This window comes from Acutalibacter sp. 1XD8-36, from assembly GCF_009917525.1.
Lineage (GTDB): Bacteria > Bacillota > Clostridia > Oscillospirales > Acutalibacteraceae > Acutalibacter.
On record NZ_QZDU01000002.1, the window covers coordinates 306,389 to 329,865 of the forward strand.

General features: G+C 53.8%; 20 protein-coding genes. 13 read left to right on the top strand and 7 right to left on the bottom strand.

Translation table 11 applies throughout. The features are described 5' to 3' along the window. Positions 1 to 5: 5 nt before the first annotated feature. The 5 genes from D5270_RS05015 to D5270_RS05035 form a co-directional block, all read right to left on the bottom strand. Complete coding sequence (locus tag D5270_RS05015) at positions 6 to 734, bottom strand: GNAT family N-acetyltransferase (RefSeq protein WP_166543050.1); 729 nt, start codon at positions 732 to 734, stop codon at positions 6 to 8. 66 nt (positions 735 to 800) lie between these two features. Next, positions 801 to 1,049 carry a preprotein translocase subunit SecG gene (gene secG / locus D5270_RS05020; RefSeq protein WP_166543051.1) on the bottom strand — a complete coding sequence of 83 codons (249 nt, stop codon included), beginning with the start codon at positions 1,047 to 1,049 and terminating at the stop codon, positions 801 to 803. 320 nt (positions 1,050 to 1,369) lie between these two features. Next, the gene (locus D5270_RS05025; RefSeq protein ID WP_166543052.1) at positions 1,370 to 4,036 is read right to left on the bottom strand and encodes a hybrid sensor histidine kinase/response regulator; all 2,667 of its coding nucleotides are present in this window, start codon (positions 4,034 to 4,036) and stop codon (positions 1,370 to 1,372) included. Positions 4,037 to 4,041: 5 nt separating this feature from the next. Continuing rightward, positions 4,042 to 4,398 (bottom strand): Hpt domain-containing protein, encoded by a 357-nt coding sequence (locus D5270_RS05030; protein ID WP_166543053.1) that lies wholly within the window; start codon positions 4,396 to 4,398, stop codon positions 4,042 to 4,044. 20 nt (positions 4,399 to 4,418) lie between these two features. Continuing rightward, positions 4,419 to 6,524 (bottom strand): bifunctional diguanylate cyclase/phosphohydrolase, encoded by a 2,106-nt coding sequence (locus D5270_RS05035; RefSeq protein ID WP_166543054.1) that lies wholly within the window; start codon positions 6,522 to 6,524, stop codon positions 4,419 to 4,421. A gap of 655 nt (positions 6,525 to 7,179) precedes the next feature. On the opposite strand from D5270_RS05035, the gene D5270_RS05040 reads away from it, so the two are divergent. Both D5270_RS05040 and D5270_RS05045 read left to right on the top strand, forming a co-directional pair. Beyond that, complete coding sequence (locus D5270_RS05040) at positions 7,180 to 7,371, top strand: hypothetical protein (protein WP_166543055.1); 192 nt, start codon at positions 7,180 to 7,182, stop codon at positions 7,369 to 7,371. Continuing rightward, complete coding sequence (locus tag D5270_RS05045) at positions 7,304 to 7,849, top strand: DUF6199 family natural product biosynthesis protein (protein WP_166543056.1); 546 nt, start codon at positions 7,304 to 7,306, stop codon at positions 7,847 to 7,849. Before D5270_RS05040 ends, D5270_RS05045 begins: the two co-directional genes overlap by 68 nt. A gap of 47 nt (positions 7,850 to 7,896) precedes the next feature. Here D5270_RS05045 and D5270_RS05050 read toward each other — a convergent pair whose 3' ends face one another. Both D5270_RS05050 and D5270_RS05055 read right to left on the bottom strand, forming a co-directional pair. Continuing rightward, positions 7,897 to 9,675 (bottom strand): ABC transporter ATP-binding protein, encoded by a 1,779-nt coding sequence (locus D5270_RS05050; RefSeq protein ID WP_243150153.1) that lies wholly within the window; start codon positions 9,673 to 9,675, stop codon positions 7,897 to 7,899. After that, positions 9,675 to 11,384: an ABC transporter ATP-binding protein gene (locus tag D5270_RS05055; RefSeq protein ID WP_207709310.1), complete on the bottom strand. Its 1,710-nt coding sequence runs from the start codon at positions 11,382 to 11,384 to the stop codon at positions 9,675 to 9,677. Before D5270_RS05055 ends, D5270_RS05050 begins: the two co-directional genes overlap by 1 nt. Before the next feature lie 460 nt (positions 11,385 to 11,844). Between D5270_RS05055 and D5270_RS05060 the strand changes: the two genes are divergently transcribed. The 11 genes from D5270_RS05060 (at position 11,845) to D5270_RS05110 (ending at position 23,362) form a co-directional block, all read left to right on the top strand. Further along, complete coding sequence (locus tag D5270_RS05060; RefSeq protein ID WP_166543058.1) at positions 11,845 to 12,189, top strand: hypothetical protein; 345 nt, start codon at positions 11,845 to 11,847, stop codon at positions 12,187 to 12,189. A 39-nt stretch (positions 12,190 to 12,228) separates the two neighbouring features. Then, positions 12,229 to 12,735, top strand: coding sequence for a hypothetical protein (locus D5270_RS05065; protein ID WP_166543059.1), 507 nt, complete (start codon positions 12,229 to 12,231; stop codon positions 12,733 to 12,735). Positions 12,736 to 13,006: 271 nt separating this feature from the next. Then, positions 13,007 to 13,744 (top strand): AAC(3) family N-acetyltransferase, encoded by a 738-nt coding sequence (locus D5270_RS05070; RefSeq protein WP_166543060.1) that lies wholly within the window; start codon positions 13,007 to 13,009, stop codon positions 13,742 to 13,744. 185 nt (positions 13,745 to 13,929) lie between these two features. Next, entirely contained in the window at positions 13,930 to 14,904 is a 975-nt protein-coding gene (locus D5270_RS05075; protein WP_166543061.1) for a glycosyltransferase family 2 protein, read from the top strand. 14 nt (positions 14,905 to 14,918) lie between these two features. Then, entirely contained in the window at positions 14,919 to 16,235 is a 1,317-nt protein-coding gene (locus D5270_RS05080) for an oligosaccharide flippase family protein (RefSeq protein ID WP_166543062.1), read from the top strand. Continuing rightward, positions 16,232 to 17,359, top strand: a complete 1,128-nt coding sequence (locus D5270_RS05085) for a CDP-glycerol glycerophosphotransferase family protein (protein ID WP_166543063.1) — start codon at positions 16,232 to 16,234, stop codon at positions 17,357 to 17,359. The genes D5270_RS05080 and D5270_RS05085 overlap by 4 nt, the downstream gene beginning before the upstream one ends. An 83-nt stretch (positions 17,360 to 17,442) precedes the next feature. Beyond that, positions 17,443 to 18,864, top strand: coding sequence for a sugar transferase (locus tag D5270_RS05090; RefSeq protein WP_166543064.1), 1,422 nt, complete (start codon positions 17,443 to 17,445; stop codon positions 18,862 to 18,864). Continuing rightward, positions 18,851 to 19,576: a WecB/TagA/CpsF family glycosyltransferase gene (locus tag D5270_RS05095; RefSeq protein ID WP_166543065.1), complete on the top strand. Its 726-nt coding sequence runs from the start codon at positions 18,851 to 18,853 to the stop codon at positions 19,574 to 19,576. The genes D5270_RS05090 and D5270_RS05095 overlap by 14 nt, the downstream gene beginning before the upstream one ends. 23 nt (positions 19,577 to 19,599) lie before the next feature. Continuing rightward, on the top strand, positions 19,600 to 20,709 hold the full coding sequence (wecB, locus tag D5270_RS05100; RefSeq protein ID WP_161472028.1) for a non-hydrolyzing UDP-N-acetylglucosamine 2-epimerase: 1,110 nt from the start codon (positions 19,600 to 19,602) through the stop codon (positions 20,707 to 20,709). 15 nt (positions 20,710 to 20,724) lie between these two features. Continuing rightward, positions 20,725 to 22,773, top strand: coding sequence for an LTA synthase family protein (locus D5270_RS05105; RefSeq protein ID WP_166543066.1), 2,049 nt, complete (start codon positions 20,725 to 20,727; stop codon positions 22,771 to 22,773). A gap of 22 nt (positions 22,774 to 22,795) precedes the next feature. Next, positions 22,796 to 23,362, top strand: coding sequence for a GNAT family N-acetyltransferase (locus tag D5270_RS05110; RefSeq protein WP_161472026.1), 567 nt, complete (start codon positions 22,796 to 22,798; stop codon positions 23,360 to 23,362). Positions 23,363 to 23,477 lie beyond the last annotated feature (115 nt).

Consider the following 23,477-nt stretch of genomic DNA (forward strand, 5'->3'; position numbering starts at 1 on the left):
ACAAATCACCTTTCCATATAATCTTTCTGGCTCCACCGCCCAGCCTCTGCAAAGCCCAGCTTCCTGTAAAACTCACGGTTTTTGCCGCTCTCTCGAAACAGGTACAGCCTGCGCCCAGGCAGCGCCCGCTCCACTTCTTTCATCAATTCCGTGCCAATACCCAGCCTCCGGCAGTTCTCCCGCACGGCTATCGCCGAGAGTACAGCCTCTTTTTCAGTCACAGCCGAAACTACCCCGCAGCCGGTCAGCTCCCCAGAGGCGTATCTTCCCAGGGCCAGAGCCGCGCCGTGCCTCAGGCGGTGGGACATGTCCAGATAGAAGGGCTCAAAGTCTATTGCCATCCCCGCGCCTGCCAGGAGAGCGTAAATCTCCCTTAGCCCGGGTGCCCGAACGCTCACCGGCTCGCCGTCAGCCAGGTCCTTCGCCATAACCGCCCCCTCAGCCGAAGCTGTCAGGCCCAACCTCCCGGCAATGCTGCCGTCACAGAGGACGCTGCCGGGCCCAATCATCTGTATGAACTCCCTGGCCTCCCCCGGCACGCCGGGGCATCCGGCTATGGTCATTTCACCGTCAAGAAGACCGTAGGCTGCGGTGCCGTCTGTCCAGAGGCGCAGAAAGTCCCGGGAGAAACCATAGGCCCTGGCTATGGCGCTGAGCTTGCAGCCAAAGGCTGTGCCCTGGCATATGCTAAAAAAGCAATCCCTGTCCCTCTGGCTCTCAACCAGACTTATCATCTCGGGCCTCCTCTCACAACGAAAAAGCCCCGCACACGGCGAGGCGTCTTCTTTGAATCAGCTTTCTCACTTGACGAAGTACATCACCGCGTTGGCAACGATAACCAGCACGAAGAAGCCAATGGCGATAAACTTTGTCCAGCGGGACAGGAACGCGTCAACGGAGCGGGCCTTGTTCTTGGAGAGGAAGGTGTCCGCAGCGCCGGTGATGGCCCCCATGTTCTTCTGGTTGCCCTCCTGGAGGAGCACTACCAGGATTATCGCCACTGAGAAGATAAGCAGGGCGATGGCAAATATGGTCTCAAAAACAGTCATTCTCTATTCCTCCTTGCGTAGTCACATAGTATATAATAGCATGTCCGGGCGGTTTTTGCAAGCCCCGGGGAAGATTTCGCAAAAATTTCAAAAATATTTTTTCCTCGTGTGAATATGAGCTCCGGGGGCGGTTACAATATGGATAGCGGCACGGAAGCGTTTGCGTGCCTGGAGAAGGATATCGCCCATAAGGGCCGGAGTCTGGCATACATGCAGAATCTGAGGAATGTCCCCACCAGGCTCCGGCTGCTTGCCCGCCGGGGAGCTTATGCTCTGCCCGGCGGGCTGATTTTTTTGCACGCGGCGTGGAGCAGGCATCCCTACTGCATGGAGAGATACTTCTTCAGCAGCCGGCATACTTCCCGCACATCGATAGGCTTAGCCACATGCGCGTTCATCCCCGCCTCCATACACTTCTGTACATCCTCAGAGAAGGCGTCTGCCGTCATAGCGATTATCGGCATATTGCTGTCCGTCCTCCCCAGCTTCCGTATGGCCTCGGTAGCCTCAAATCCGTTCATAACCGGCATACGTATATCCATAAGCACGGCCTTATAAGTCCCGGGCTCAGATTTAGCTATCATATCGACGCAGAGCCGTCCGTTTTCAGCCCACTCCAGCTCCAGGCCGAACTCGCTGAGCAGCTCGCTGGCAATCTCCCAGTTGAGCTCATTATCCTCGGCAACCAGGATTCTGGTGCCCTCAAACGCAAAGCTCTCCCTGCCGTCGTCCTTGGGGACGTCAGGCTTAATGTCGTCAACACCCGCATATCCCCGCAGCCCATAGAACAGCGTGGACTTGAACAGCGGCTTGCTGATAAAGCCGTTGATTCCCGCGGCCTTGGCCTCCTTCTCGATATCGCTCCAGTCGTATGCGGAGATAATGAGGATAGGGATGTCACTGTCCCCAAGCCTGCGGCGCAGCTCCCTCGCGGTGCCAATGCCGTCCAGCCCCGGGAGCTTCCAGTCCAGCAGGATAATATGGTAGTCCTCCCGCCTTTTATGGTGTTCCTCCACCATGCTTATGGCAGACTCACCCGAGAGGGTCCAGTCCGCGCTGACGCCGATTGAGGTCAGCGCCTTCACAGTGCTCTCGCAGAGCGCCTTATCGTCGTCCACCACCAGCATGTTCCAGGGCGGCAGCACCATGTCCACCTCCGGTGCGTCCGCTATCTCCATGTCAAGGGCAAGGGAGAACTTCGTGCCCTCGCCCTGCTTTGAATCCACCTTCATATCCCCGCCCATAGCGTCCACTATGTACTTGGTGATAGCCATGCCAAGCCCTGTGCCCTCGGTACGGTGCACCCGGGCGTTGTCCTCCCTGGCAAAGGAGTCGAAAAGGTGCTTCATAAACTCCGGGGACATTCCTATGCCGCTGTCCTGCACAGATATGAGCACCCGCACAAAGCCTTCGCCCTTGGGGGAGGGCTCCTCCTTCATGGATATCTGTATCTCCCCCTCCTCGGGGGTGAACTTCACAGCGTTTGACAGAAGGTTCAAAAGCACCTGATTCAGGCGCACACTGTCTGTCAGCACATTCTCAGAGGATATATCCAGTATGGACACCCCAAATTTCTGGCGCTTGGATTTGACCTGCGGCTGCACAATGCTGACAATGCTCTCCATCAGCTCGCGAAGGGACACCCTGTCGTAGGCAAGGGTCATCTTGCCGCTCTCAATTTTTGACATGTCCAACACGTCGTTTATAAGCCCCAAAAGGTGGCGGCTGGATGTAGTTATCTTGTGCAGGCAGCTTTGCACCTGCTCCGTATTGTCTATATTGGCCGTCGCGATTGCCGTCATGCCCACTATGGCGTTCATGGGTGTGCGTATATCGTGGCTCATATTGGAGAGGAACTCGCTCTTGGCCTTGGTTGCCTGCTCAGCCTTGCTCTGGGCCTTTTCAGCCTCTCTTCTGGCGTCCACCGCAAGGGTCAGGGCGTTTTCGGCGGCCTCCCTGGCCTCCTCGGTGTCGGCAAGCTGTCTAAGGCTTATCCTGCGGTACAGAAAGAACACCACTCCCAAAGCCATGAATATCACCATACAGCAGACCATGGCGGCCAGCAGCAGCGTCTCCCCCAGATGGTCGATTATGCTGTTTACAACCCCATATGGCATAAAGGTAAGCAGGTACCACTCCGACGATGGCAGCGGGGTTCCGAAGACTCTCCGGCGCTCGCCCTCCATGGTAAATTCCGTGGAGTAATCCTCGCCCCTCTGTATGGCTCCACTTATCTCCTCTATATACTGCTCGCCGGTCATGCCGTCTACATCCTCATAGATGTTGCGCACCCGGTCAAAGTAGCTCTCTCTGAAAGCTCCGCTGGTGCGTATGACAAAGCTTCCGTCTCCACGGATGATAAAGGCGTAGACCAACGAGTCGTCCGCCTCCATAGAGAGGGTATCTGCAATATACTCGGTATCCACCGTAGCCACCAGGGCAAGGCAGGCCGTCCCGTCCTTCATAAGGTAGTCCGAGGGCACCCCAAGCAGCACCATATTCTTGTCATTTTCTTTGGGGTTTGTCCCAACCGCAACCTTTGACTCGCCCTCAGTCAGCGAGCGGATAAAGGGCTCCGGGTCCGTAATCTGCAGCGGGTCGCCGTATATCATCTCAAGCTCGCCGTCATAGGACATCAGCCCAAGCTGCACAAAGCCCCTGGCCTTGCTGCTGGCGGCAAGCTCCTCCAGGACCTGCTCCCTTCCCGTATTCTCCCGCTCGAAAGCCGGGCGCACATCGTTTACAATCGTCTGCACCTGGTCCAGCCTGAGGTCTATAGTGGTCTCAAAGTGCATTGATATCTGCTGGGAGAGGTTTTTCATGTAGACCTCCCCCACCTGGCTGATAGTGTCAGAGCTCCTGGCGTTAAGATAATGGGCAAGAGCCGTGAACGCCGCCAGAGTCACCAGCGTCAGGCTGACAAAGCTGAATATCAGGAATCTGACCGGGCCCCTATCCTTTTTTTCCTTAGTTCCCTTTTCTTTCAAATCACTCACAACCCGGCTTTATACTCCTTTATAGTGTCGGCTGTCAGGGCGTAGTCCTCCCTCACCTGCCCGAGCAGTTCCTCTGCCTTAGGGGACTTGCCGCCCCTAAGGGACTCTGTCAGAGCAGAGCTGGACTTCTCCAGCCTTGCGAAGCTCAGATTCTGGCACATGCCCTTGATGGTGTGCGCGGCCCGGAAGGCTTCGTCGAAGTTGCCGTTCTGCCACGCCTCCTCCAGCAGCTCCATTGTCTTGTCCTCGGCAAACTTCAGCACGTACTTCTGGATAAATTTCTCGCTCGGCAGCCTGCTGCTCACTGCGGCGTAGTCCCCCTCCAGCTTTGCGTAGCATTCCTGTAATGTCATACCTCTATTCCCCCTTTGATTTATTCTTCAGGCGTAAAGTCGATAATCTCTGACTGGTTTGTATATACGCTCTCTCCCCTGCTCTTCACAAGGGAGGTCTCGTTGCCCTCAAAGAACTTATACTGTCCCTTTCCGGCCTGCTTCACAGCGTAGAGAGCTCTGTCAGCGGCGCCCATAAGCTCTGTAAAGTCCGGGCCCACCTGGACAGTAGTGGCGATACCCATGCTGATGGATATTGAAAAGCCGCCGAAGTCCTCGCCGTGTAAGGCGCCGTATATCCTCTGTATAGTAGGCTCAAGCTCCTGGTGGTACTGTATGAATATTATGTACTCATCCCCACCCGCCCGGGAGACTATGTCCCCGCTGCGGGTTACTTGGCGCAGCCTCTCGGCTATATGCACCAGTAAGCGGTTGCCGAACAGGTGCCCGTAGGTATTATTCGCGTCCTTAAAGTAGTCGCAGTCAAAAAACGCCAAAGCGTACTTGGCCTCAGGATTCTCCTTGAGCCTGGCCTCAGCCTGGCTCTGGGCGCTGGTAAGGTTCAGAAGCCCTGTGAGCTGGTCCATAGAGGCCCGGCGCTCCAGGTTCTCCAGATAGCTTCTGGAGCTGTGGATATCTACCGCCTTGCCTATTGCCCCCCTCAGCTCCGGGGGCTCATCCTCGGACCAGAGGGCCTGCATAACAAACCTGTACCACTTCTTTACGCCGTCCTTCTCCATCTTCCCCTCAAGGGTCACGATGGGCTCCTCTGGCGTGGCGGACATGAGCACGTCATGGAGCTGTGCCCGCAGGTCCTCGCTGAGGTACTTCCCCACCTTCTGGTTCTCTAGCGGGTCCATCACCACCTCGTCCAGCCCCAGATTTCTGGCTCCCCATGCGTTCAGGGAGACCATGGAGGGTGATATCGTGTACTCGAACTGAATCTCCTTGCTCATTGCCGCAAAGAAGCTGTACTTCATGCGCTCGTGCTCAAGAAGCTGCAGAGTGCGGTTGCTGGCGGCAAGCTCGCTGTGGTGGGACATCTTCTCCACCATGCTGCTTATGGACTCCCCTGCGGACTCCTTTACCTCGGGGGACTTTAATTCCTCCTGCATGGTGTCGGAGACCTCCATCAGGCACTCCAAAAGCACCGGGTTAAAGCTGCCACACTCATTATTGCAAATCATCTCGATGGCCTTCTCATGGGAGAACGCGGACTTATACACCCGCTCGCTGGTAAGGGCGTCGTACACGTCGGCCATCGCCACCACCTGGGCGGCGATTGGTATATCGTCCCCCTTGAGCCCGTCAGGGTAGCCCCTGCCGTCCCAGCGCTCGTGGTGCCAGCGGCATATCTGGTAAGCTATGCGCACCAGCGGCTCCCCCTGGTGCACCCCAAGGCCGTCCAGCATCTGCGCCCCTATGGAGGAGTGCTGCTTCATTATCTGGAACTCCTCATTGGTGAGCCTGCCGGGCTTATTTAATATCTTTTCATCAATGGCTATCTTCCCGATATCGTGCAGGGCCGAGGCCTCGCTTATCAGGGCAATCTTCCCGGCGCTGAGCTCGTAATCCGGCCGCTTTGAGGCCAGCTGCTTCAAAAGCACCTCCGTGAGCCTGCGCACATGTACTACGTGCAGGCCGCTCTCGCCGTTCCTGAACTCCACTATATGGCTGAGAATATCTATCATCAAAAGGCTATTCTGCTCTTTTTCGTATATCTGCTCCGCCACCAGGTTCTCAAGCTCGGCCTGCTTAGCCGAGCTCAGCAGTGTATTCAGCACCCTTCTCTGGACTATCTTCGCATCGAAGGGGCGGCTTATAAAGTCCGTTACCCCCATCTCCAGCGCCTGGGATATCTTGTCCGAGTTCGTCTCCGCTGAAATCATTATCACCGGCACCGTCTCTATCCATCTGCGCCGGTTCATCACCTCCAGCACCTCCAGTCCATCCATCAGGGGCATGACGATGTCAAGCATCATAAGGGATATCTCCCCCGCCCGCTTCTGCAGCTCGCTCACCGCCATAAGGCCGTTTTCCACCTCAATGGTGTCGTACTCCTCACCCAGCATATCTACCAAAATGGAGCGGTTCATCTCCGAATCGTCCACTATCAAAATCTTTTGCCTGCGCTTCTTGCCATCCATTTCGGCGTAGGCCCCCTTTCGCGCAAAGAATCTCGTATATTATTATATTACATAGAAACGCAAATAGCAAGCCCCAACATAGCGTAGGAGCCTGCTATTTTCGGGCAAAATCCAATTTCATTCCAAATCCCGAGGTTGACAAACGGGCGGGGATGGGATATAATGGGGTGAAAAAAGCGGAGCCCGCCGTTGAAACAGACGGCTGGCCCTGGTTAAGTTGTCATAAATTCAAAAGCAGCTGTTCCCCGGCCGGAACGGCTGCTTACTTTTTGCTGCCAATCAAGGCCGATTAACAGGATTACAACGATATTAACGAACCCGACAATCAAAGCTGACATAATCCCCAAAACGTCGCCAATAGGAACGCTCCTTAAGCTCGCCTTCTTTTCAACCGATTCCCGCTTGTGCCGCTGTATGTATTGCAGAGCAGGTTTCTTTATGTAATCAGAGGTTTCAGGCCCTCTGGAGCGGGCCAGCCGTCCACCGCTTAGCGGACTCCTTAATAGACATAATACCAGATACTTCCAGAAAATGCAAGAAATCTCTGCGCAATATGCCGGAGAGTTGATTTTTCCCGGAAGTTCTGGTATAATAACGGAAAAGAAAAGAGGCCATTAGACATGCTGACTGAAAAGGAAGCCAAAATGATAGAGAAATGCACTATTACGACCTCCGGAGGCTTATCAGCAACGGCGATAAGGAGATCTATACAAAAAAGGAGCTCTGTCGCTGGCTGGACACTATCGCCGACGCCAAGGACCAGGAGGTGAGGCACAGCTATGAAAAAGCTGCTTCTGCTCCTGCTGTGTGCGTTGCCAGCCCTGTCCCTGTGCGCCTGTTCTTCTGAGCACGCCACGGTATACACCGTGGCGACAAGCGACGGCCCGCTCACCGTGGACAATGAGCACAACACCATATCCGACGGTGAAAATACCTATACATACAGCGGAGGGTACGGCACTGCCGGCTATGATTTGGAGATAACCTACCCGGACGGCTCCACATGGAGCGAGGCGAGCACGGACGGAATTTCCCATACCATCAGCTTCAGCGACGACTATGTGCACGGAAAGTACACGGATGGAGACGCAATAGTCGAGGCCATTCTGCATGAGACCCCCAGGGAGATGAAATGGAAAAACCCGCTTCCAAGCCTGCTGCTTTTGGGCATAGGCATATTATCCATCGCCTCGCCCCGCTCGGTCTGGTATCTGAGCTATGGCTGGCACTATAAGGACGCGGAGCCCTCGGACCTGGCGCTGTTTGCAAACCGGGCGGGCGGGGCTTTAGCTGTAGTTCTGGCGGTAATAATATTTTTTATGTAGACAAAGTATCAGGAACGGAGCATATGCCCCGCTCCTGTTTTTTTACTTTATTGGAACTGTGACTGGTATAGCCCCGCATAGAACCCGCCCCGTTCCATGAGCTCCCGGTGAGTTCCCTGCTCCACAATGTCCCCGTCCCTCACGACCAGTATATTATTGGCATTCTGTATAGTAGACAGCCTGTGGGCGATGACAAAGCAGGTCTTATCCTTCATCAGCGTGCGCATAGCCGCCTGTATCTGCTGCTCGGTGCGGGTGTCCACGTTGGAGGTGGCCTCGTCGAGAATCAGCATTTTCGCGTCCAGAAGCATGGCCCGGGCTATGGTCAGCAGCTGCTTCTGGCCCTGGGAGATGTTTATGCCGTTCTCATCTAAAATAGTGTCGTAGCCCTTGGGCAGCGCCATAATGTACCGGTGTATCCTTGCGGCCTTCGCAGCCGCCTCCACGTCGCTTCTTTTCGCATCCTTCTTGCCATAGGCCAGATTGTCAAATATGGTGCCGGTAAACAGCCAGGTGTCCTGGAGCACCATCGCGTATGAGAGCCTGAGGCTCTTTCTCGTTATGTCCTGTATATCCCTGCCGTCCAGGGTTATCTGCCCGCGGTCAGGGTCATAGAAGCGCATGAGCAGGTTTATCAGCGTTGTCTTCCCCGCCCCGGTGGGTCCGACTATGGCTGTAAGCCCCCCGGGAGGGGCGTGCAGGCTCAGGTCATGTATTATCTCCTTGTCCTTCTCGTAGCCGAAGCCCACGTGCTCCATTCTAACATCGCCGTCTACCCTGTCGGCCTCAACTGCGTCCCGGGAGTCCTCTGGCTCGGTGGGCTGGTCCATCAAGTCGAAGACCCTCTCTGCGGCGGCGCAGGCCGACTGGAGCTCACTGACAATATTTGCCATCTCATTTATAGGCCCGGAAAACCTGCGGGAGTAGAGCACAAAGCTGGAGAGGTCCCCAATGGAAATCCTCTGCAAAATGAACAGTATCGAGCCGAACACACTAATAAACGCCAGAGACAGGTTATTGATGAAGTTTACAGAGGGCCCTGTCATTGCGCCGTAATACTCGGCGTTATAATAGGCATCCACGGCCTCCTTGTTCTTCTTGTCAAAGCGGCTTATCTGGGTCTGCTCCTGGTGGTAGGCCTTTGTGGTCTTCTGGCCGCTTATGACCTCCTCCACAAAGCCGTTGAGCTGTCCAAGCATCACTGAACGCTTATGAAACAGGGGGCGCACCTTTTTAGTCATATACCTTGTGAACATAACCGACATAGGTATAGTCACCACAAACACCAGCACCAGCACCGGCGATATGGCTATCATCATCACCAGGGAGCCGACGACGGTTATAACGCTTGCGGCTATCTGCAGAAGGTCGTTTGACAGGGAAGCGTTCACCGTGTCTATATCATAGGAGATATGGCTGACGATATCCCCGGTCTGATGCCGGTCGAAATATTTCACCGGCAGAAGGGTCAGGCGGTCAAAGACCTGCTGGCGCATCTCCCGGACAATCTTCTGGCTCAGGCGTATCATCAGGATGGAGAGCCCGTATGAGAGCCCCGCGGACGCCCCATAGAACAGCGCCATTAAAGCGCAGTAGAAGAACACAGCCGGGAAGTCCACCCCGCCCTTTGTAAGGCCTATGGCGTCTATGGCCCGGCCCGAAAGGTACGGCCCGAGAAGGGCCAGCAGGTTGCTGCCTACGGTCAAAAGCACGGCCCCCAGGGCCATGAATTTGTGGGCGTATATGTAGGACCAGAGGCGTATGAGCACCTTTTTCCGGTCCTTCGGCTTTTCTATAGGCCCTCTCGGCATGAATCTTGGCGGCATCAGTCCTTCCTCCCTTCCCCCATCTGGGATGTCGCTATCTCCCGGTATACTTCGCAGGACTCCAGCAGTTCCTCATGGGTGCCGTAGCCCAGCTCCCGGCCCTCGTCCAGCACAAGTATATGGTCGGCATGCAGAATCGAGCTGACCCTCTGGGCGATTATAACCGTTGTGACCCCGGAGTACTCCTCCCTAAGGCCCTTCCTAAGGGCTGCGTCTGTCTTATAGTCCAGAGCCGACGAGGAGTCGTCCAGGACCAGTATATCCGGGGTACCTGCCAGGGCCCTTGCCACAAGCACCCTCTGCTTCTGCCCGCCGGACAGGTTTGTGCCCTTTGAAGTGAGCATATGCCCGAAGCCCTGGGGCAGCCCGGAGATAAACTCCATCGCCTGGGCGCATCTTGCCGCCTTCTCTATCTCATCGTCGGAAAGCCCCCGCCCGAAGTCTATATTCTCCCGGATAGTGTCGGCAAAGAGCGCGTCGTTCTGGAACACCACGCCGAACATCCTGTGCAGCTCCTCATCGGGTATAGACTTTATAGGCCGGCCCCCTATTGCTATCCTGCCGCCGTCCGTGTCGTAGAGGCGCATTAGCAGGTTTATGAGCGTTGACTTGCCGCAGCCCGTGGCGCCGATTATGCCAAGGGTCTCTCCCCTTCTTAGCCTGAAGCTTATGCCCTCCACATTGTCTTCGCTCTTATTATAGGAGAATGTAACATTCTCGAACTCCACATGGTATGGGGAGTCCTCCCTCTGCGCGGACTCCACCGCCAGGTCTATGGGAGCCGAAAGCACCTGGGCTATGCGGTCGCCGCTGGCGGAGCTGCGGGAGAATGATACGAATATCCTTGTCATTGCCATCATTGCGTTCAGAATAATGGTAAAATAGCTTAAAAAGGCGATTATTTTGCCCGGCTGGGTCAGCCCGGCGTTTACCCTGAAAGCACCTACAATGATAACGGCGGTGAGGCCAAGGTTGAGGAAAAGGTTCATCAGGGGGTTTGTCAGGGCCATTGTGGTCCCGGCCCTGGTCTCCTTCTCCGAGACCCCCTCATTTACCCCGGCGAAACGCTCCTTCTCGTAGTCCACCTTCGAGAGCGCTTTTATGACCCGTATTCCCGAGATAGTCTCTCGGACAGTGCGCACCATGCCGTCCACGCTCTGCTGGAGCTCTGTATACATGGGCACGCCTTTTTTAGAGACACTGTAGACCAAAACGCCGATAAAGGGCAGGGTGCACACCAGCACCAGCGTGAGCACCGGGTCCAGTGTCAGGGTTATGAGTATGCCGCCGACCAAAAGTATCGGGGCGCGTATGCCTATCCTCTGCATCATGCCCAGCATCTGGTGGACATTATATGTATCGGTGGTGAGCCTTGCCTCAAGGGAGGGTATGCTGTAGGAGTCCACCTGCCCGCAGGAGAGATTTGATATCTTCTCAAAAAGGTCATGGCGTATCTTCTCCGTGGTGTGCTGGGCTACCCAGGCCGCCATGCGGTTTGCAAGGACATTGGTAAGCCAGGCCATCACCGCCGCCCCTATCATTGCCCCTCCCCATATTGCCACAAGGCCCATGTCCCCGGTTGGGGCCACCTCGTCTATCATGTACGAGAGTATCCAGGGCAGCAAGAGGTCCATCACTGAGCCGATAAACTTTATGGTGAGCCCCAGGCTCATTCTTGGCACAAAGGGTCTTAGGTAGTGGAATATCATTCTCACGGGCGCGCACTCCTTCTGGGTGAAAATAACTGCGCTCCTATTATACACCCATATAGTTGCGACTGCAACTATATTTTGAAAATTTTGTAAATTTGTACGGCAGTCCCATATCCTCAGAATATTTACAGTTTTCTGACTTTTCATCATCGCTTATTTTTTCAAGGGAGGTGACGCCGGGGAATAACTTCGGCGGTTTTACACAAAAGCACGTTGAAATGGCAGGTGCCCTGTGCTATAATAGGGTGACAAATCGGAATTTGAACCCGTCAAAATTTTAGACTGTTACCACCCGTTATAGTGTGATATTAAAATCCTCTAAAAGCTTTGAAAACAAAGGGTTTATCGCAGTTTACTCACCTTATCCTTTTATACGGTTTCACACAAGTTTACTCTTGCTCTCTCACCTTATAAGGGCAAAAACAAAGGAAACAAAATTCAAAAGGGGGATTATCAAATGGAGTATAAAGAACTCTCTATTACAAATATTTCGGCCATTTCAGCTGTTTATTTTTCTCTGCTACAATGTAAATATGATTTTTATTCTATTGAACGAGATACTTTACTGATAGATAAATTGCGTAGTTTTATCATATCTAATTGCGGGGAATGTGACTTCTTTCTTGATGTGAAACAAAACACATGTGAAGTTTACCCATATTGGCCAAGAGCCGCTATGTTGGAAACAGCGACCTTGTATATTGATTTACCTTATGAACAATTCGTTGATTTTAATGCGTATAAAAATAGTATTGTGTCAGCAAAAAACATATCAGATATAGAAAGAAGTCACTCGTTTTAGGATTGGATTATTAAATTTCCAAAAGCCTTAAAACTCGTTTTGCAAAGTAATAGCTTTCGTCGTTATTTAGAATGGGAAAACGATTGGATAGTAGAACAGAATCAAAAGTACAAGAAAGAATTGGGAAGAATTGGTGATATGCTCGCACTTTGCAAGGAAAAGTTTAAGTCGCCTATTCAGAATATACAAGTTGTTCTTAATCCAATAAAGTGCGTATATTCCGCAGATTATCACTTAAAAGATAATAATTTTATTTTTTGCTCAGGTTCATTAAGAGAAGAATCTGTAATACACGAATTTATACATCATATCATACACCATATTGTTGAGAACCGGAAAGATGAAATTCTGTGTTGCAATTTTACCAATCTCGATATGGATACTTCGTATTATCTCAATAATGATGAAGTGGGATTATTGAATGCTTTTGAAGAATATATGGTGCGTGTACTTACAGGTGTGATTGTCAGTGGTAATGTTCCCGAAACCTTGGATGTGTTTTTTGATCAAGAAATAAGTAAATTAATGCGAACACTGGAGGTTTAACAGGTTGTCCAATGAACGAAATACATTGAGTACATACTTCAGGTTTGTGCGAAGGGTGTATTTCGCTCTCATATGCCGAGAGCCTATTATCTTCCGAAAAATAGTTTAACATTCGGATGAATAAATTCCCTTGTTTCGGGTTGTAAAGGCAAGAATAAGGGAACATATATAAAATTTGCGCATTTAACAGGCAAAGCGCCTTAAAAATACAGGGTTTTCGGAGGATAACTAAGACAAATCGGAATTTAGTTAAGTGTTGAAAGGAGCCAAAATGAACAAAACAGAATTGATTGAGGAACTGAAAAGAGCAGGACTTCAAGAAGGGATGGAAATTGAAGTACACAGTTCGCTTAGCAGCTTCGGCTACGTTGAAGGCGGAGCAGATACTGTAATAGAAGCGCTTATGGAATGTGTGACGAAGCGCGGAAGTATATTTATGCCGTCCTTATGTTTTGGTCCGGAATTAGAGCTTACGGAAGAAGATAGGGATATGGGGATTACCGTGAAAATTAAAATACTTTCAGAAGATGCACCAAAAACTGCTATGGGTATCATTGCAGATACATTTAGACAACGGGAAGATGTTATTACAGGCGCCGGCGTGATTAGAACATCCGGTTGGGGATTACATGCAGACGAGGCTACAAAAGGCGGGTTGAATTATGTTATTCGGAATGGTGGAAAAGCATTATTGCTTGGTGTCGACATTTACAAATTAACTGCAATGCATTATATGGAAGATATTATGCCAAAAGAAATCAGTGATATTTTTGCACCCACAGAAGAAGTCAACAGTAAGTATCCGCCAAGTGAATGGCTGGTTGAATGCGGTGAACCGCCGGTAAAACCCTGGTATACAATTCAGGATATGGCATACAAAAAGGGTATTATTAAAGAAGGTCATATTGGAAATTGTAAATATATGCTTTTTGATATTTGGGATGTGGTAAGTCTTTACAGAAACGAACTGGAAACGAATCCATTTAAACTATATGGATTAGAGGGGTAAATTCTGATTTACCGGGCAGCCGTCCATTAATAGATGGCCGCCCGGTTTAGATATTTTGACTGTTGGTTTAACGAATCAGCTTTCAGCAACACTAATCAAAAGGGGACAATCCCCCTCAATTTGACAACCCGGGCTTTAGTGGATATAATATATCCTATACATTGTCACATAAGGGAGGACATGCCATGCCAAAGGTTACCGCAGCCGTGCCAGTATACAATGTGGAAAAATATCTTGAGAAATGCGCGGAGTCCGTACTGTCCCAGACCGAGAGGGACCTGGAGCTCCTTTTTATAGACGACGGCTCCACCGACGGCAGCGGGGCCCTCTGCGATAAGATAGCCGGGCGGGATTCAAGGGTGAGAGTCATTCATCAGGAAAACAGAGGCCTTGGCGGGGCCAGGAATACAGGAATCGAGAACGCCCTGGGGGAGTGGATAATCTTCCCGGACAGCGACGACTGGCTGAAGCCCGAGACCATTGAGCGGGCCCTTAAAACGGCTGAAGGCACCGGGGCCGATATGTCCCTCTTTGCCTTTAAGTCGGTAGACGAGCAGGGCGGGACTATCTCGGAGCACTTCGAGTCCCTGCCCGAGGGGGTAGCCCTGGACCCCCATAAGCGCCGGGATTTACTGCTGATAGCCCCCAGCGCCTGGTCCAAGCTGTATAAAACCGACCTCTTCAGGCGCACCGGCGTGCGGTACCCCCCAAGGGTCTGGTATGAGGATATCCGTACCACCACAAAGCTGCTGCCTTACTGCGGCTCGGTGGCGTATACCGGCTATGTGGGCTATAACTATTTACAGCGCCAGGGGTCTATTATGAACAATATGTCTCTTGACAGGAACCGGGAGATAATCGACGCCTTTGACGATATCCTGGGCTGGTATAATGAACAGGGCCTTTTTGAGGAATACCGGCAGGAGCTGGAGTATCTGACCCTTTTTCACCTGTATCTGACAGCTTCCGTAAGAGTAGCCCGGGCCGACCCTAAGCATCCCCTTTTAATGGAATTCGCCGGGTCCGTTAAAAAGCGCTTCCCAGAATATAAGGGGAATCCGTACCTCGGGCGGCTTAGCCGTTCAAGGAAGCTTGCCCTATGGCTCACGGAGCACAGGCACTACAGGCTCCTGAATCTGGCTTTCCGGCTGAAGGGGTAAAGGGGGAAAAGCATTTGAATATAAAAGAAAAATGGCGGTCCAGGCAGAGGCACAGCCTGCTTGAGAACACGGTAATGCTCTATATCCTCCAGTTTTCCAACATGGCCCTGGGTATGCTCACCCAGGGATATAAGATGCGAGTGCTGGGCGTGGAGCTGGTAGGGCTGCTGGGGGCGGGCCAGTACGCCGCCAACTTCTTCCTGATATTCCTGGACTTCGGCTTCCTGCTCTCTGCCACAGCCAAGGTCTCTGCAAGGCGTGACAATAAGCACGAGCTCTCCCGCATACTCTCATGCGTTGTGGCGGCAAAGGTCATCTTTACCATAATATCCGCGCTTGTGCTCACCTTCTTCATTGTGCCAAATCTCACCGGCACAGGGGAGGTGCTGGCGTACTACTTCTTCCTGCTGTCCTGCGTGGCGGCGACTATGCTGCCCGACTATATGTACAGGGGCCTTGAGCAGATGTCCGCCATAACCATACGCGCCGTTGCCATAAAGTTTGTGTCCACCCTCCTGGTCTTCGTGCTGGTGCAGAAGCCCGAGGATTTCTACCTCTCCCCCCTGTGTACGGCCATAGGCAACCTGGGGGCCCTGGCCTTTGTATACTGGCACCTGCGCAGCAAGGTGGGCATTGGCTTCACAAGAGTCAGGCTGAAGGAGATATGGACAGAGATAGCGGACTCCTCCCAGTTCCTGCTCTCCCGCATGGCGGCGTCCATAAACTCCAATCTGAACGGCCTGCTGCTAAAGCATGTCATGCCCGGCTCTGGCCTTGATATGTACACAAACCCGGACATAGCCACCGGCCTCTATACAAACGCCGACACTGTTATTATAGCCGCCCGCAACGGCATGTCGCCTATTGCGGACAGTCTTTACCCACACATGATGAAGCACAGGAATTTCGGCATAATAAAGAAGGCAATGCTCTTTGTCTACCCGGTTATTTTAGCCGGCTGCGCCTTTGTGTTCGCATTTGCCGAGCCATTGCTCACCCTTTGGCTCGGCCCCGAGGGTGTGAACGTGGTGTTCCCCCTGCGGCTAATGATACCTGTAGCCGTGTTCGCCTTCCCCAACTATGTGCTGGGCTACCCCACTCTGGGGGCAATGGGCCTTGCAAAATACGCCAATATCTCCACCGGCTTTGGCACGGTCATCTATCTTATCGGCGCTTTCACATGCTATAAAACAGTTGGTATCAGCCTGCCGGCCCTGTGTATACTGTCCTCTGTGACAGAGCTTTCCATCCTGCTGTTCCGGCTTGTGATAATACTCACCCATAGAAAGCTTTTGAAACAGCCTCCCGAGGGGAAGGAGAGTAGGATATGAGCATTGTAAAAAAGCTTATACGCAACGCCCTCTGGCAGGCCCTATCCTTCCTGCCGAAGCAGAAGAAAAAAGCCGTATGCCAGAGCTTCTACGGGCGCGGCTGGTCCGACAGCCCCGGGGCCATAGGCAGCGAGCTTCTTAAAAGGGGCTGGCGGGTATACTGGACCGTGAAATCCGGGGAGGACGCCTTAACTCTTCCCGAGGGGGCCACGCCTATTATATCCGACAGCTTGCGGGCCATATACCACCAGTGCACCGCCTGCGCCTGGGTGGACAACGCCCGCAAGTGGGGCTATACAAAAAAGCGCGGAGCCACAAAATATATCCAGACCTGGCACGGCTTCCCCCTGAAGCGCATTGAGGCCGACGCGGAAGACGCTCTGGACGGAAGCTATGTGCTCGCGGCAAAGCTGGACTCTAAGATATGCGACCTGTTCCTCTCAAACAGCTCCTTTTTGACAGAGCTCTACCATAAGGCCTTCTGGTATGATGGCCCTGTGCTGGAGTGCGGGTTTCCCCGGAACGATATGCTCTTCGGCCCGGCGGGGCCGGTGGAGGAGAAGGTGCGGGAGCTGCTGCATTTGCCCGGGAATAAGCGGCTGGCACTCTATGCCCCCACCTTCCGCAGGGACATGGGCTTTGAAGCATACGACATGGACTATGCCCGGGTGTGCAGAGCCCTCGGAGAGCGCTTTGGGGGGGAGTGGCTGATACTTGCAAAGCTCCACCCCAATTTGGCCGCCAGGGCCGGGGAGCTCTCCCTTGACCCGGAATATGTGGTGAACGCCTCGGGCTATGCAGATATACAGGAACTATATCTTGCCTGCGGCGCGCTTATCACCGACTACTCCTCGGTGATGTTCGACTATATGAACACCGGCAGGCCCTGCTTCCTGTATGTCAACGATTTGGAGGCCTATAGGGGCGACCGCAATTTCTATTTTGATTTGGACCTGCTCCCCTTTGCCCGGGCCGAGACCAACGACAGCCTTGAGTCAGTCATTCTCAGCTATGACGAGGCCGCCCAGCTGGAGCGTACAGAGCGCTTCTGCAAGGAGCTCGGCATTAGGGAAAACGGCACCGCCGCAGAGCAGGCCGCGGACTGGCTCGAGAGGGAGGGCTAGGGCTATTTGCATTTTCCGGCAATATGTGGTATAATAGCCGTTAATAATATTTTGGACGATTAGTCCCCCTGGAAGGTGACACTATGCACACCATGATAAAAAAGCTGAAGCGCACCGTTGTCTTCGTACTGAAGCTGGCACTGTTTGCCTCGCTTTTCGGCATATTTTTCGGCATATTCGGCATAAAGAACCCCTGGCTCTTTAACCTCTCCCGCACCACCGGCGTCACCATGGTGACCTTCGTGGTGCTGGGCATAGCCCTCATGTCCGTCTACGGCGGCTACTCAATCGGCACCCAGAAGTCAAAGCCCATCGTGCACTCCATGGCCCTTGCCACCATCATGACGGACCTTGTGACGCACCTGCAGCTGTCTATAATGAACACCAGCGAGAAGAACAACGACCATTTTGTCTATGAGACCCCCCACCTTCTTCTGCTGGTGATAGTCCTGCAGATACTTGTTATAGTGTTCTTTGCATACTTTGGCAACTATGTGTACTTCTCCCTGGAGCCGCCTGAAAAGTGCTGTGTCATTTCCTCCTCAAGGCATAGCCTTGGCAATATTATCCCGAAGATAAGGCGCTTTAAAAAGCAGTATGAGATTGACGAGATAATACGTTATAACGACCCTCAAGTGCTGGACGTGATACTAAGGAGCAACACGGTATTCCTTTATGACGTGCCCGCCAAGGAGCGCAACGACCTTATCTCCTTCTGCTATCAGACCCAGAAAAACCTGTACTATAATTTCGAGACCATAGACGTGGTGAGCCAGGGGGCCAAATACGTGACCCTGGACGACAAATCCATGGTGATGTACACCGCCAAGGACCTGACAATGGAGCAGCGCATTGTGAAGCGCCTGACGGACCTTGCGGTCTCAATCGTCGGCCTTGTGCTCACAAGCCCTATCATGCTGGGCTGTGCAATAGCCATCAAGCTGGACGACGGCGGGAAGGTCTTCTATAAACAGAAGCGTCTGACAAAATACGGCAGGGTTTTCGAGGTGTACAAGTTCCGCACCATGAAGGAGGCAAACTCCATCAATAAGTCCGTCACCGAGAACGACGACCGAATCACAAGGGTCGGTAAGGTCCTGCGCAAGTTCCGCATAGACGAGCTGCCCCAGCTGCTGAATATTTTAGTCGGCGACATGACCGTTGTGGGCCCGAGGCCGGAGATGCTCGAGAATGTGGAGAAATATACCGAGGAACTGCCGGAGTTCTCCTACCGCCTGCGCATGAAGGCGGGGCTCACGGGCCTTGCCCAGATATCCGGCAAGTATAACACCTCCCCCAAGGACAAGCTGGTCATGGACCTGATGTATATTGAAAACTACAGCATATGGCAGGACTTCAAGCTCATTTTCCAGACAATCACAGTGTTCTTGAAGGCCTCAGAGAGCACCGAGGCCTTTGGCAGGGAGGAGCTCTACGACTTTGACAACGACAGGGAGCGGGACAGGAAGCCCGCCCCGGGGGAGGAAGCAGATGGCGATAAATGAGTATCTGAAAAGGATATACGGCGGCACGGCCCAGTCCTATTTTGAGCGGGCCGGGAAGGTTATGCTCGGCGGCGGCAGGCTCTTTACCGTCACCGCAAACCCGGAGATAATCATGCACGCCGACAGGGACCCTAAGATAAAGAAGCTCCTGCTCTCTCCGGACGCTGAAATAATCCCCGACGGTATCAGCGTTGTGAAGGCCATGGAAATATTGGGCCTGAAAGCCTCCGAGCGCATAACCGGCGTAGACCTTGCCGCCCACCTCTTAAAAGCCGCCGGGGAGAACGGCAGGAGCGTCTATCTCCTTGGGGCCCGGGAGGAGGTCGTCTCGGCCCTGGCTGAAAAGCTTAAGTCCCAGTATCCGGATATCACCGTCAGCTTCCATAACGGCTACGACGGCGACAAGGATATTATCTTCGACGAGATAGCTTCCCTTGCGCCGGACCTGGTGCTGGTGGGGCTGGGTGTGCCCGCCCAGGAGCTGCTGATATACCGGCACCTGCCCAAGTTCACAAAGGGCGTGCTGGTGGGCGTGGGAGGCTCCTTTGACGTGCTCAGCGGCAGCAAGAAGCGCGCCCCCCAGGTCTTTGTAAAGACAAACACTGAGTGGCTCTACCGTATCGCCCGGGAGCCCCAGCGCCTTGGGCGCTTCTGGAACAATAACGTAAAATTCCTGCGGGAAGTGCGCAAAACCCGGTTTACCGGGAAATGACCCCAGTTCTAAAGGAGGACAGTATGAATAAAATAAAAGTAATGCTCGTCTTCGGCACCCGCCCTGAGACCATAAAGATGGCCCCACTGGTAAAGGAGCTGCGCTCCAGGCCGGAGTTTGAAACTGTCGTCTGCGTCACCGCCCAGCACCGGCAGATGCTGGACCAGGTGCTTTCGGCCTTCTCAATCGTGCCCGAGCATGATTTGGACATTATGAAGCCAGGACAGACCCTCTCCGACATCACCGCCCGGGTGCTCAAGGGGCTTGAGGCCGTGATAAATGAGGAGAAGCCAGACATGGTACTGGTCCACGGGGACACCACCACTACCTTTGCCGGGGCCCTGGCGGCCTACTACTGCCAGACAGCCGTTGGGCATGTGGAGGCGGGGCTCAGGACCCGCGACAAGTACTCCCCCTACCCCGAGGAGATGAACAGGCAGTTTGTGGGCTGCGTCACCGACCTGCATTTCGCGCCCACTGAGCTCAGCCGCCAAAACCTGCTCTCTGAGGGCAAGGCCCCCCAGTCCATCGTCGTCACCGGCAACACGGCTATAGACGCTTTGCAGACAACGGTGAGGGAGGATTTCAAGGACCCGGTTCTCCAATGGGCGGACGGCTCACGGCTGATAGTAATAACCGCCCACCGCAGGGAAAACCTGGGCGAGCCCATGCACCGTATGTTCCGGGCCATCCGCCGGGTCATGGAGGAGTTTCCCGACACCAAGGCCATATACCCTGTGCACCTGAACCCCCTGGTGCAGCAGGCGGCCAACGAGGAGCTGGGAGGCTTTGACCGGGTGCGGCTCTGCGAGCCCATGGAGGTGGTGGAGTTCCACAACCTACTGGCCCGGTCACACCTGATACTTACCGACAGCGGGGGCATACAGGAGGAGGCGCCGTCTCTCCACAAGCCGGTGATAGTGCTTAGGGACACCACCGAGCGGCCCGAGGGCGTAGCTGCCGGCACCTTAAAGCTCGCCGGGACGGACGAGGAGACCATCTACAGCATGGTGAAGGAACTGCTGACGGACCAAAACGAGTACGAGCGCATGGCCCGGGCCAGCAATCCCTATGGGGACGGCTGTGCAAGCAAGAGGATAGCGGACGCAATCGTCACTTACTTCAAAAAATAACGGAGAAATTGCCCTATGAAAGAAAAGCGCTTCCTGCGGCTGAGTCTTAGCCGTGGTAATTTCTTTGCTGCCGGGGCGGTACTATTGGCTTCGGCAGTCTTTTTTATCTTGGAATGGCCTCTGGCCTTTGGGAAAAATACTGCGGGTCAGCAGGGAATCTGCTGGTGGTACGTGCTGGCCTTCAGCGGGCTGAGCGCCGGGGCCGCCGGGGCCTGCTTTCTGGAGTTCAGCCTGCCCGGGGCGGCAAGGCAGGGCATAGCCTGGTTTATGATTCTGCTGCTGCCCCTGGGCTCCTTTGTGGCGGTGGACACCATAAACGGCACCAAGCTCTGGCAGTTCAGCGGGCGCAGGTGGTTTGCAAACTATCTCTGCTACCTGCTGGTCTTCGCCCTGGCCTATGCCCTCACCAGAAGGCCCTGGGCGGCGGTAGCCATAGGCGGGGCAGCCTCCCTGACCTTTGGTATTGCAAACTATTTTGTTGTGCAGTTCAGGGGCCAGCCCATTCTCCCCTGGGACTTCACCTCCTTCGGCACGGCCCTCACGGTCTCCGGTGGCTATGAGTATGTGCCCACCAGGAAAATGGCCGTGGCGGCGCTGTGCTATCTCTGCACGGTAATACTCTGCGTGAAGATAGCCCCGCAGGACACGCCCCATGCCTCCAAGCGCTTCCATATTGCCGAACGGCTGACGGCAATGTCCATCTCGGTCCTTTTAGCCATCACACTTTTCCCTCTGAACGGCCTGTCATATTTGGATATCTCTGTGTGGGCCTGGAACCAGAAGGGCAGCTCCGAGCTTATAGGCATAGCCGCCAGCTTCTTTGCCAACGCCCAGTACATGACGGTGGACGTCCCCGACGGCTATTCAAACCGGGCCATGACAAACCTCTCCCAGGAGCTGGAGCGGATACCAACTCCCGCGCCCCTTGGCCAGCCGGGTGAAACCCCCACGGTCATTGCCATTATGAACGAGTCCATGACCGACTTCGACTCCTTTGGCACCCTGGAGTTCTCCCAGGACAATATGCCCAATATACATAGGCTGCAAAACAGCGGGGATATCATCTGGGGCACGGCCTATTCCTCTGTGTACGGCGGCAATACCTGCAACAGCGAGTACGAGTTCCTCACTGGAAACTCCATGGCCTTCCTGCCCTCGGGCAGCAAGCCCTACCAGCAGTATATAGACGCCCCTCAGCAGAGCCTCGCCCATATATTAAAGAGCCGCGGCTACCATACTGTAGCCATACATCCCGGCGACCGCAAGGCCTGGGAGCGCATAGACGCCTATCCCCACCTGGGCTTTGACGAGTTTATGGACGCCACTATCTTCGACGTGCCCCGCAGCTTCGAGCACCGGCTCACCAGCGACCGCTCCTGCTATGAACAGCTCATATATGAGTATGAATACTGGCGGGCCCTGGGGGACACCCCCCTGTTCCTCTTTAACGTGACTATCCAAAACCACGGCGGCTACGAGGACGAGAACTATGAGACCACCGTGCAGGTGGAGGGCAGGGAGGGGCGCTGGCCCCGGGCGGAGCAGTATCTGAGCCTTACTAAAAAGTCCGACGAGGCAATACAATATCTTCTGGACTATTTTGAGGATATCGATGAGCCTGTGGTAGTCCTGTTCTTCGGGGACCACTGGCCCAAGCTTGAGGACGGCTTTAATCAGGCCGTGCTCAAGGGATATAATGTCTTTACGGACATGTACCGGGTCCCCTTCTTCATCTGGGCCAATTACCCCCTGGAGGGCCAGGAGATAGAGGCCGTAAGCCTCAACTATCTCTCCGGGCTGCTCCTGCGGGCGGCGGATATTGAGGGCACGCCCTATACCAACTATCTTGAGCAGCTGAGAAAGGATATACCCGTTGTGACCGATATCGGCGTTATGGACAGCCTGGGGGATTTCTACGTCTCCGGCGGCTATAAGCCCCCGGCGGTGTCAAAGAAGCTGCGGGAATATTCCATTTTGCAGTACAATAACTCTTTCGACGACAGCCGGCGCTCCAAGGGTCTTTTCTATCTGGAGGAGCCCAATATCATGCGCCTAAATAAATAAAAATTCCGGGAGGACAAATCAAATGGCACTGAAAGCAGTACGCCGGGTAAACGAGTGGGACGGCCCATCCATGCTGAAGGTCTACACCCCATATACCGGCACGCCCAAGGCCCCTGAAAAGGAGCCGCCGGAGCTTCAGGACTATATACAAAGAATAGATAAGTATACCTACGGCCTAGGCTGGCTGCTTGCAGAGGTCGACTGCCAGACCGTTGGCTTTTGCCATCTTATGGAGGACCGCGACGACCCTAAAAATCTGTTTTCAGTGGAGTTCCAGATCTACGTGCGCCCGGACTACCTGCGCCGGGGGGTGGGCACAGCCCTCTGGTCCCTTATGCGGGACATGATGGAAGCGGGCAGCCGCAGGCGGGCCCTTGCCCGGGTAGACAGGGACGATCCCGGGGCGCTGGCCTTCTTCAGGTCCATGGGCTTCAAGGACTATAATACTGAAGATAATATAGTTATATTGAAATACGATTTGACCCCCGCGGAGGAAAACCCGGAGCGCCCCACAAAGCCGTACCTGATCGACAGGTACGGCTATGAGTCCTCAAGGGAGCGGGCGGCAGGGCTTATCCGGCCCCTGTAAATTTTTCTTCGGTATTTTTTTAAAAAAATATGAATGAGGGGCTTGTCAAATCGTCCGGCTCGTGGTATCATTTAGGTGATTTTGATAAAATGCGGGAGAATGGCGTTTTTCAAAG

What these genes read in the sequence shown, in the direction of transcription:
- D5270_RS05015 (WP_166543050.1), bottom strand. Translation starts at nt 734, where the DNA reads ATGATAAGTCTGGTTGAGAGCCAGAGGGACAGGGATTGCTTTTTTAGC.
- secG (WP_166543051.1), bottom strand. Translation starts at nt 1,049, where the DNA reads ATGACTGTTTTTGAGACCATATTTGCCATCGCCCTGCTTATCTTCTCA.
- D5270_RS05030 (WP_166543053.1), bottom strand. Translation starts at nt 4,398, where the DNA reads ATGACATTACAGGAATGCTACGCAAAGCTGGAGGGGGACTACGCCGCA.
- D5270_RS05035 (WP_166543054.1), bottom strand. Translation starts at nt 6,524, where the DNA reads ATGGATGGCAAGAAGCGCAGGCAAAAGATTTTGATAGTGGACGATTCG.
- D5270_RS05040 (WP_166543055.1), top strand. Translation starts at nt 7,180, where the DNA reads ATGCACTATTACGACCTCCGGAGGCTTATCAGCAACGGCGATAAGGAG.
- D5270_RS05045 (WP_166543056.1), top strand. Translation starts at nt 7,304, where the DNA reads ATGAAAAAGCTGCTTCTGCTCCTGCTGTGTGCGTTGCCAGCCCTGTCC.
- D5270_RS05050 (WP_243150153.1), bottom strand. Translation starts at nt 9,675, where the DNA reads ATGCCGCCAAGATTCATGCCGAGAGGGCCTATAGAAAAGCCGAAGGAC.
- D5270_RS05055 (WP_207709310.1), bottom strand. Translation starts at nt 11,384, where the DNA reads ATGATATTCCACTACCTAAGACCCTTTGTGCCAAGAATGAGCCTGGGG.
- D5270_RS05060 (WP_166543058.1), top strand. Translation starts at nt 11,845, where the DNA reads ATGGAGTATAAAGAACTCTCTATTACAAATATTTCGGCCATTTCAGCT.
- D5270_RS05070 (WP_166543060.1), top strand. Translation starts at nt 13,007, where the DNA reads ATGAACAAAACAGAATTGATTGAGGAACTGAAAAGAGCAGGACTTCAA.
- D5270_RS05075 (WP_166543061.1), top strand. Translation starts at nt 13,930, where the DNA reads ATGCCAAAGGTTACCGCAGCCGTGCCAGTATACAATGTGGAAAAATAT.
- D5270_RS05085 (WP_166543063.1), top strand. Translation starts at nt 16,232, where the DNA reads ATGAGCATTGTAAAAAAGCTTATACGCAACGCCCTCTGGCAGGCCCTA.
- D5270_RS05090 (WP_166543064.1), top strand. Translation starts at nt 17,443, where the DNA reads ATGCACACCATGATAAAAAAGCTGAAGCGCACCGTTGTCTTCGTACTG.
- D5270_RS05095 (WP_166543065.1), top strand. Translation starts at nt 18,851, where the DNA reads ATGGCGATAAATGAGTATCTGAAAAGGATATACGGCGGCACGGCCCAG.
- wecB (WP_161472028.1), top strand. Translation starts at nt 19,600, where the DNA reads ATGAATAAAATAAAAGTAATGCTCGTCTTCGGCACCCGCCCTGAGACC.
- D5270_RS05105 (WP_166543066.1), top strand. Translation starts at nt 20,725, where the DNA reads ATGAAAGAAAAGCGCTTCCTGCGGCTGAGTCTTAGCCGTGGTAATTTC.
- D5270_RS05110 (WP_161472026.1), top strand. Translation starts at nt 22,796, where the DNA reads ATGGCACTGAAAGCAGTACGCCGGGTAAACGAGTGGGACGGCCCATCC.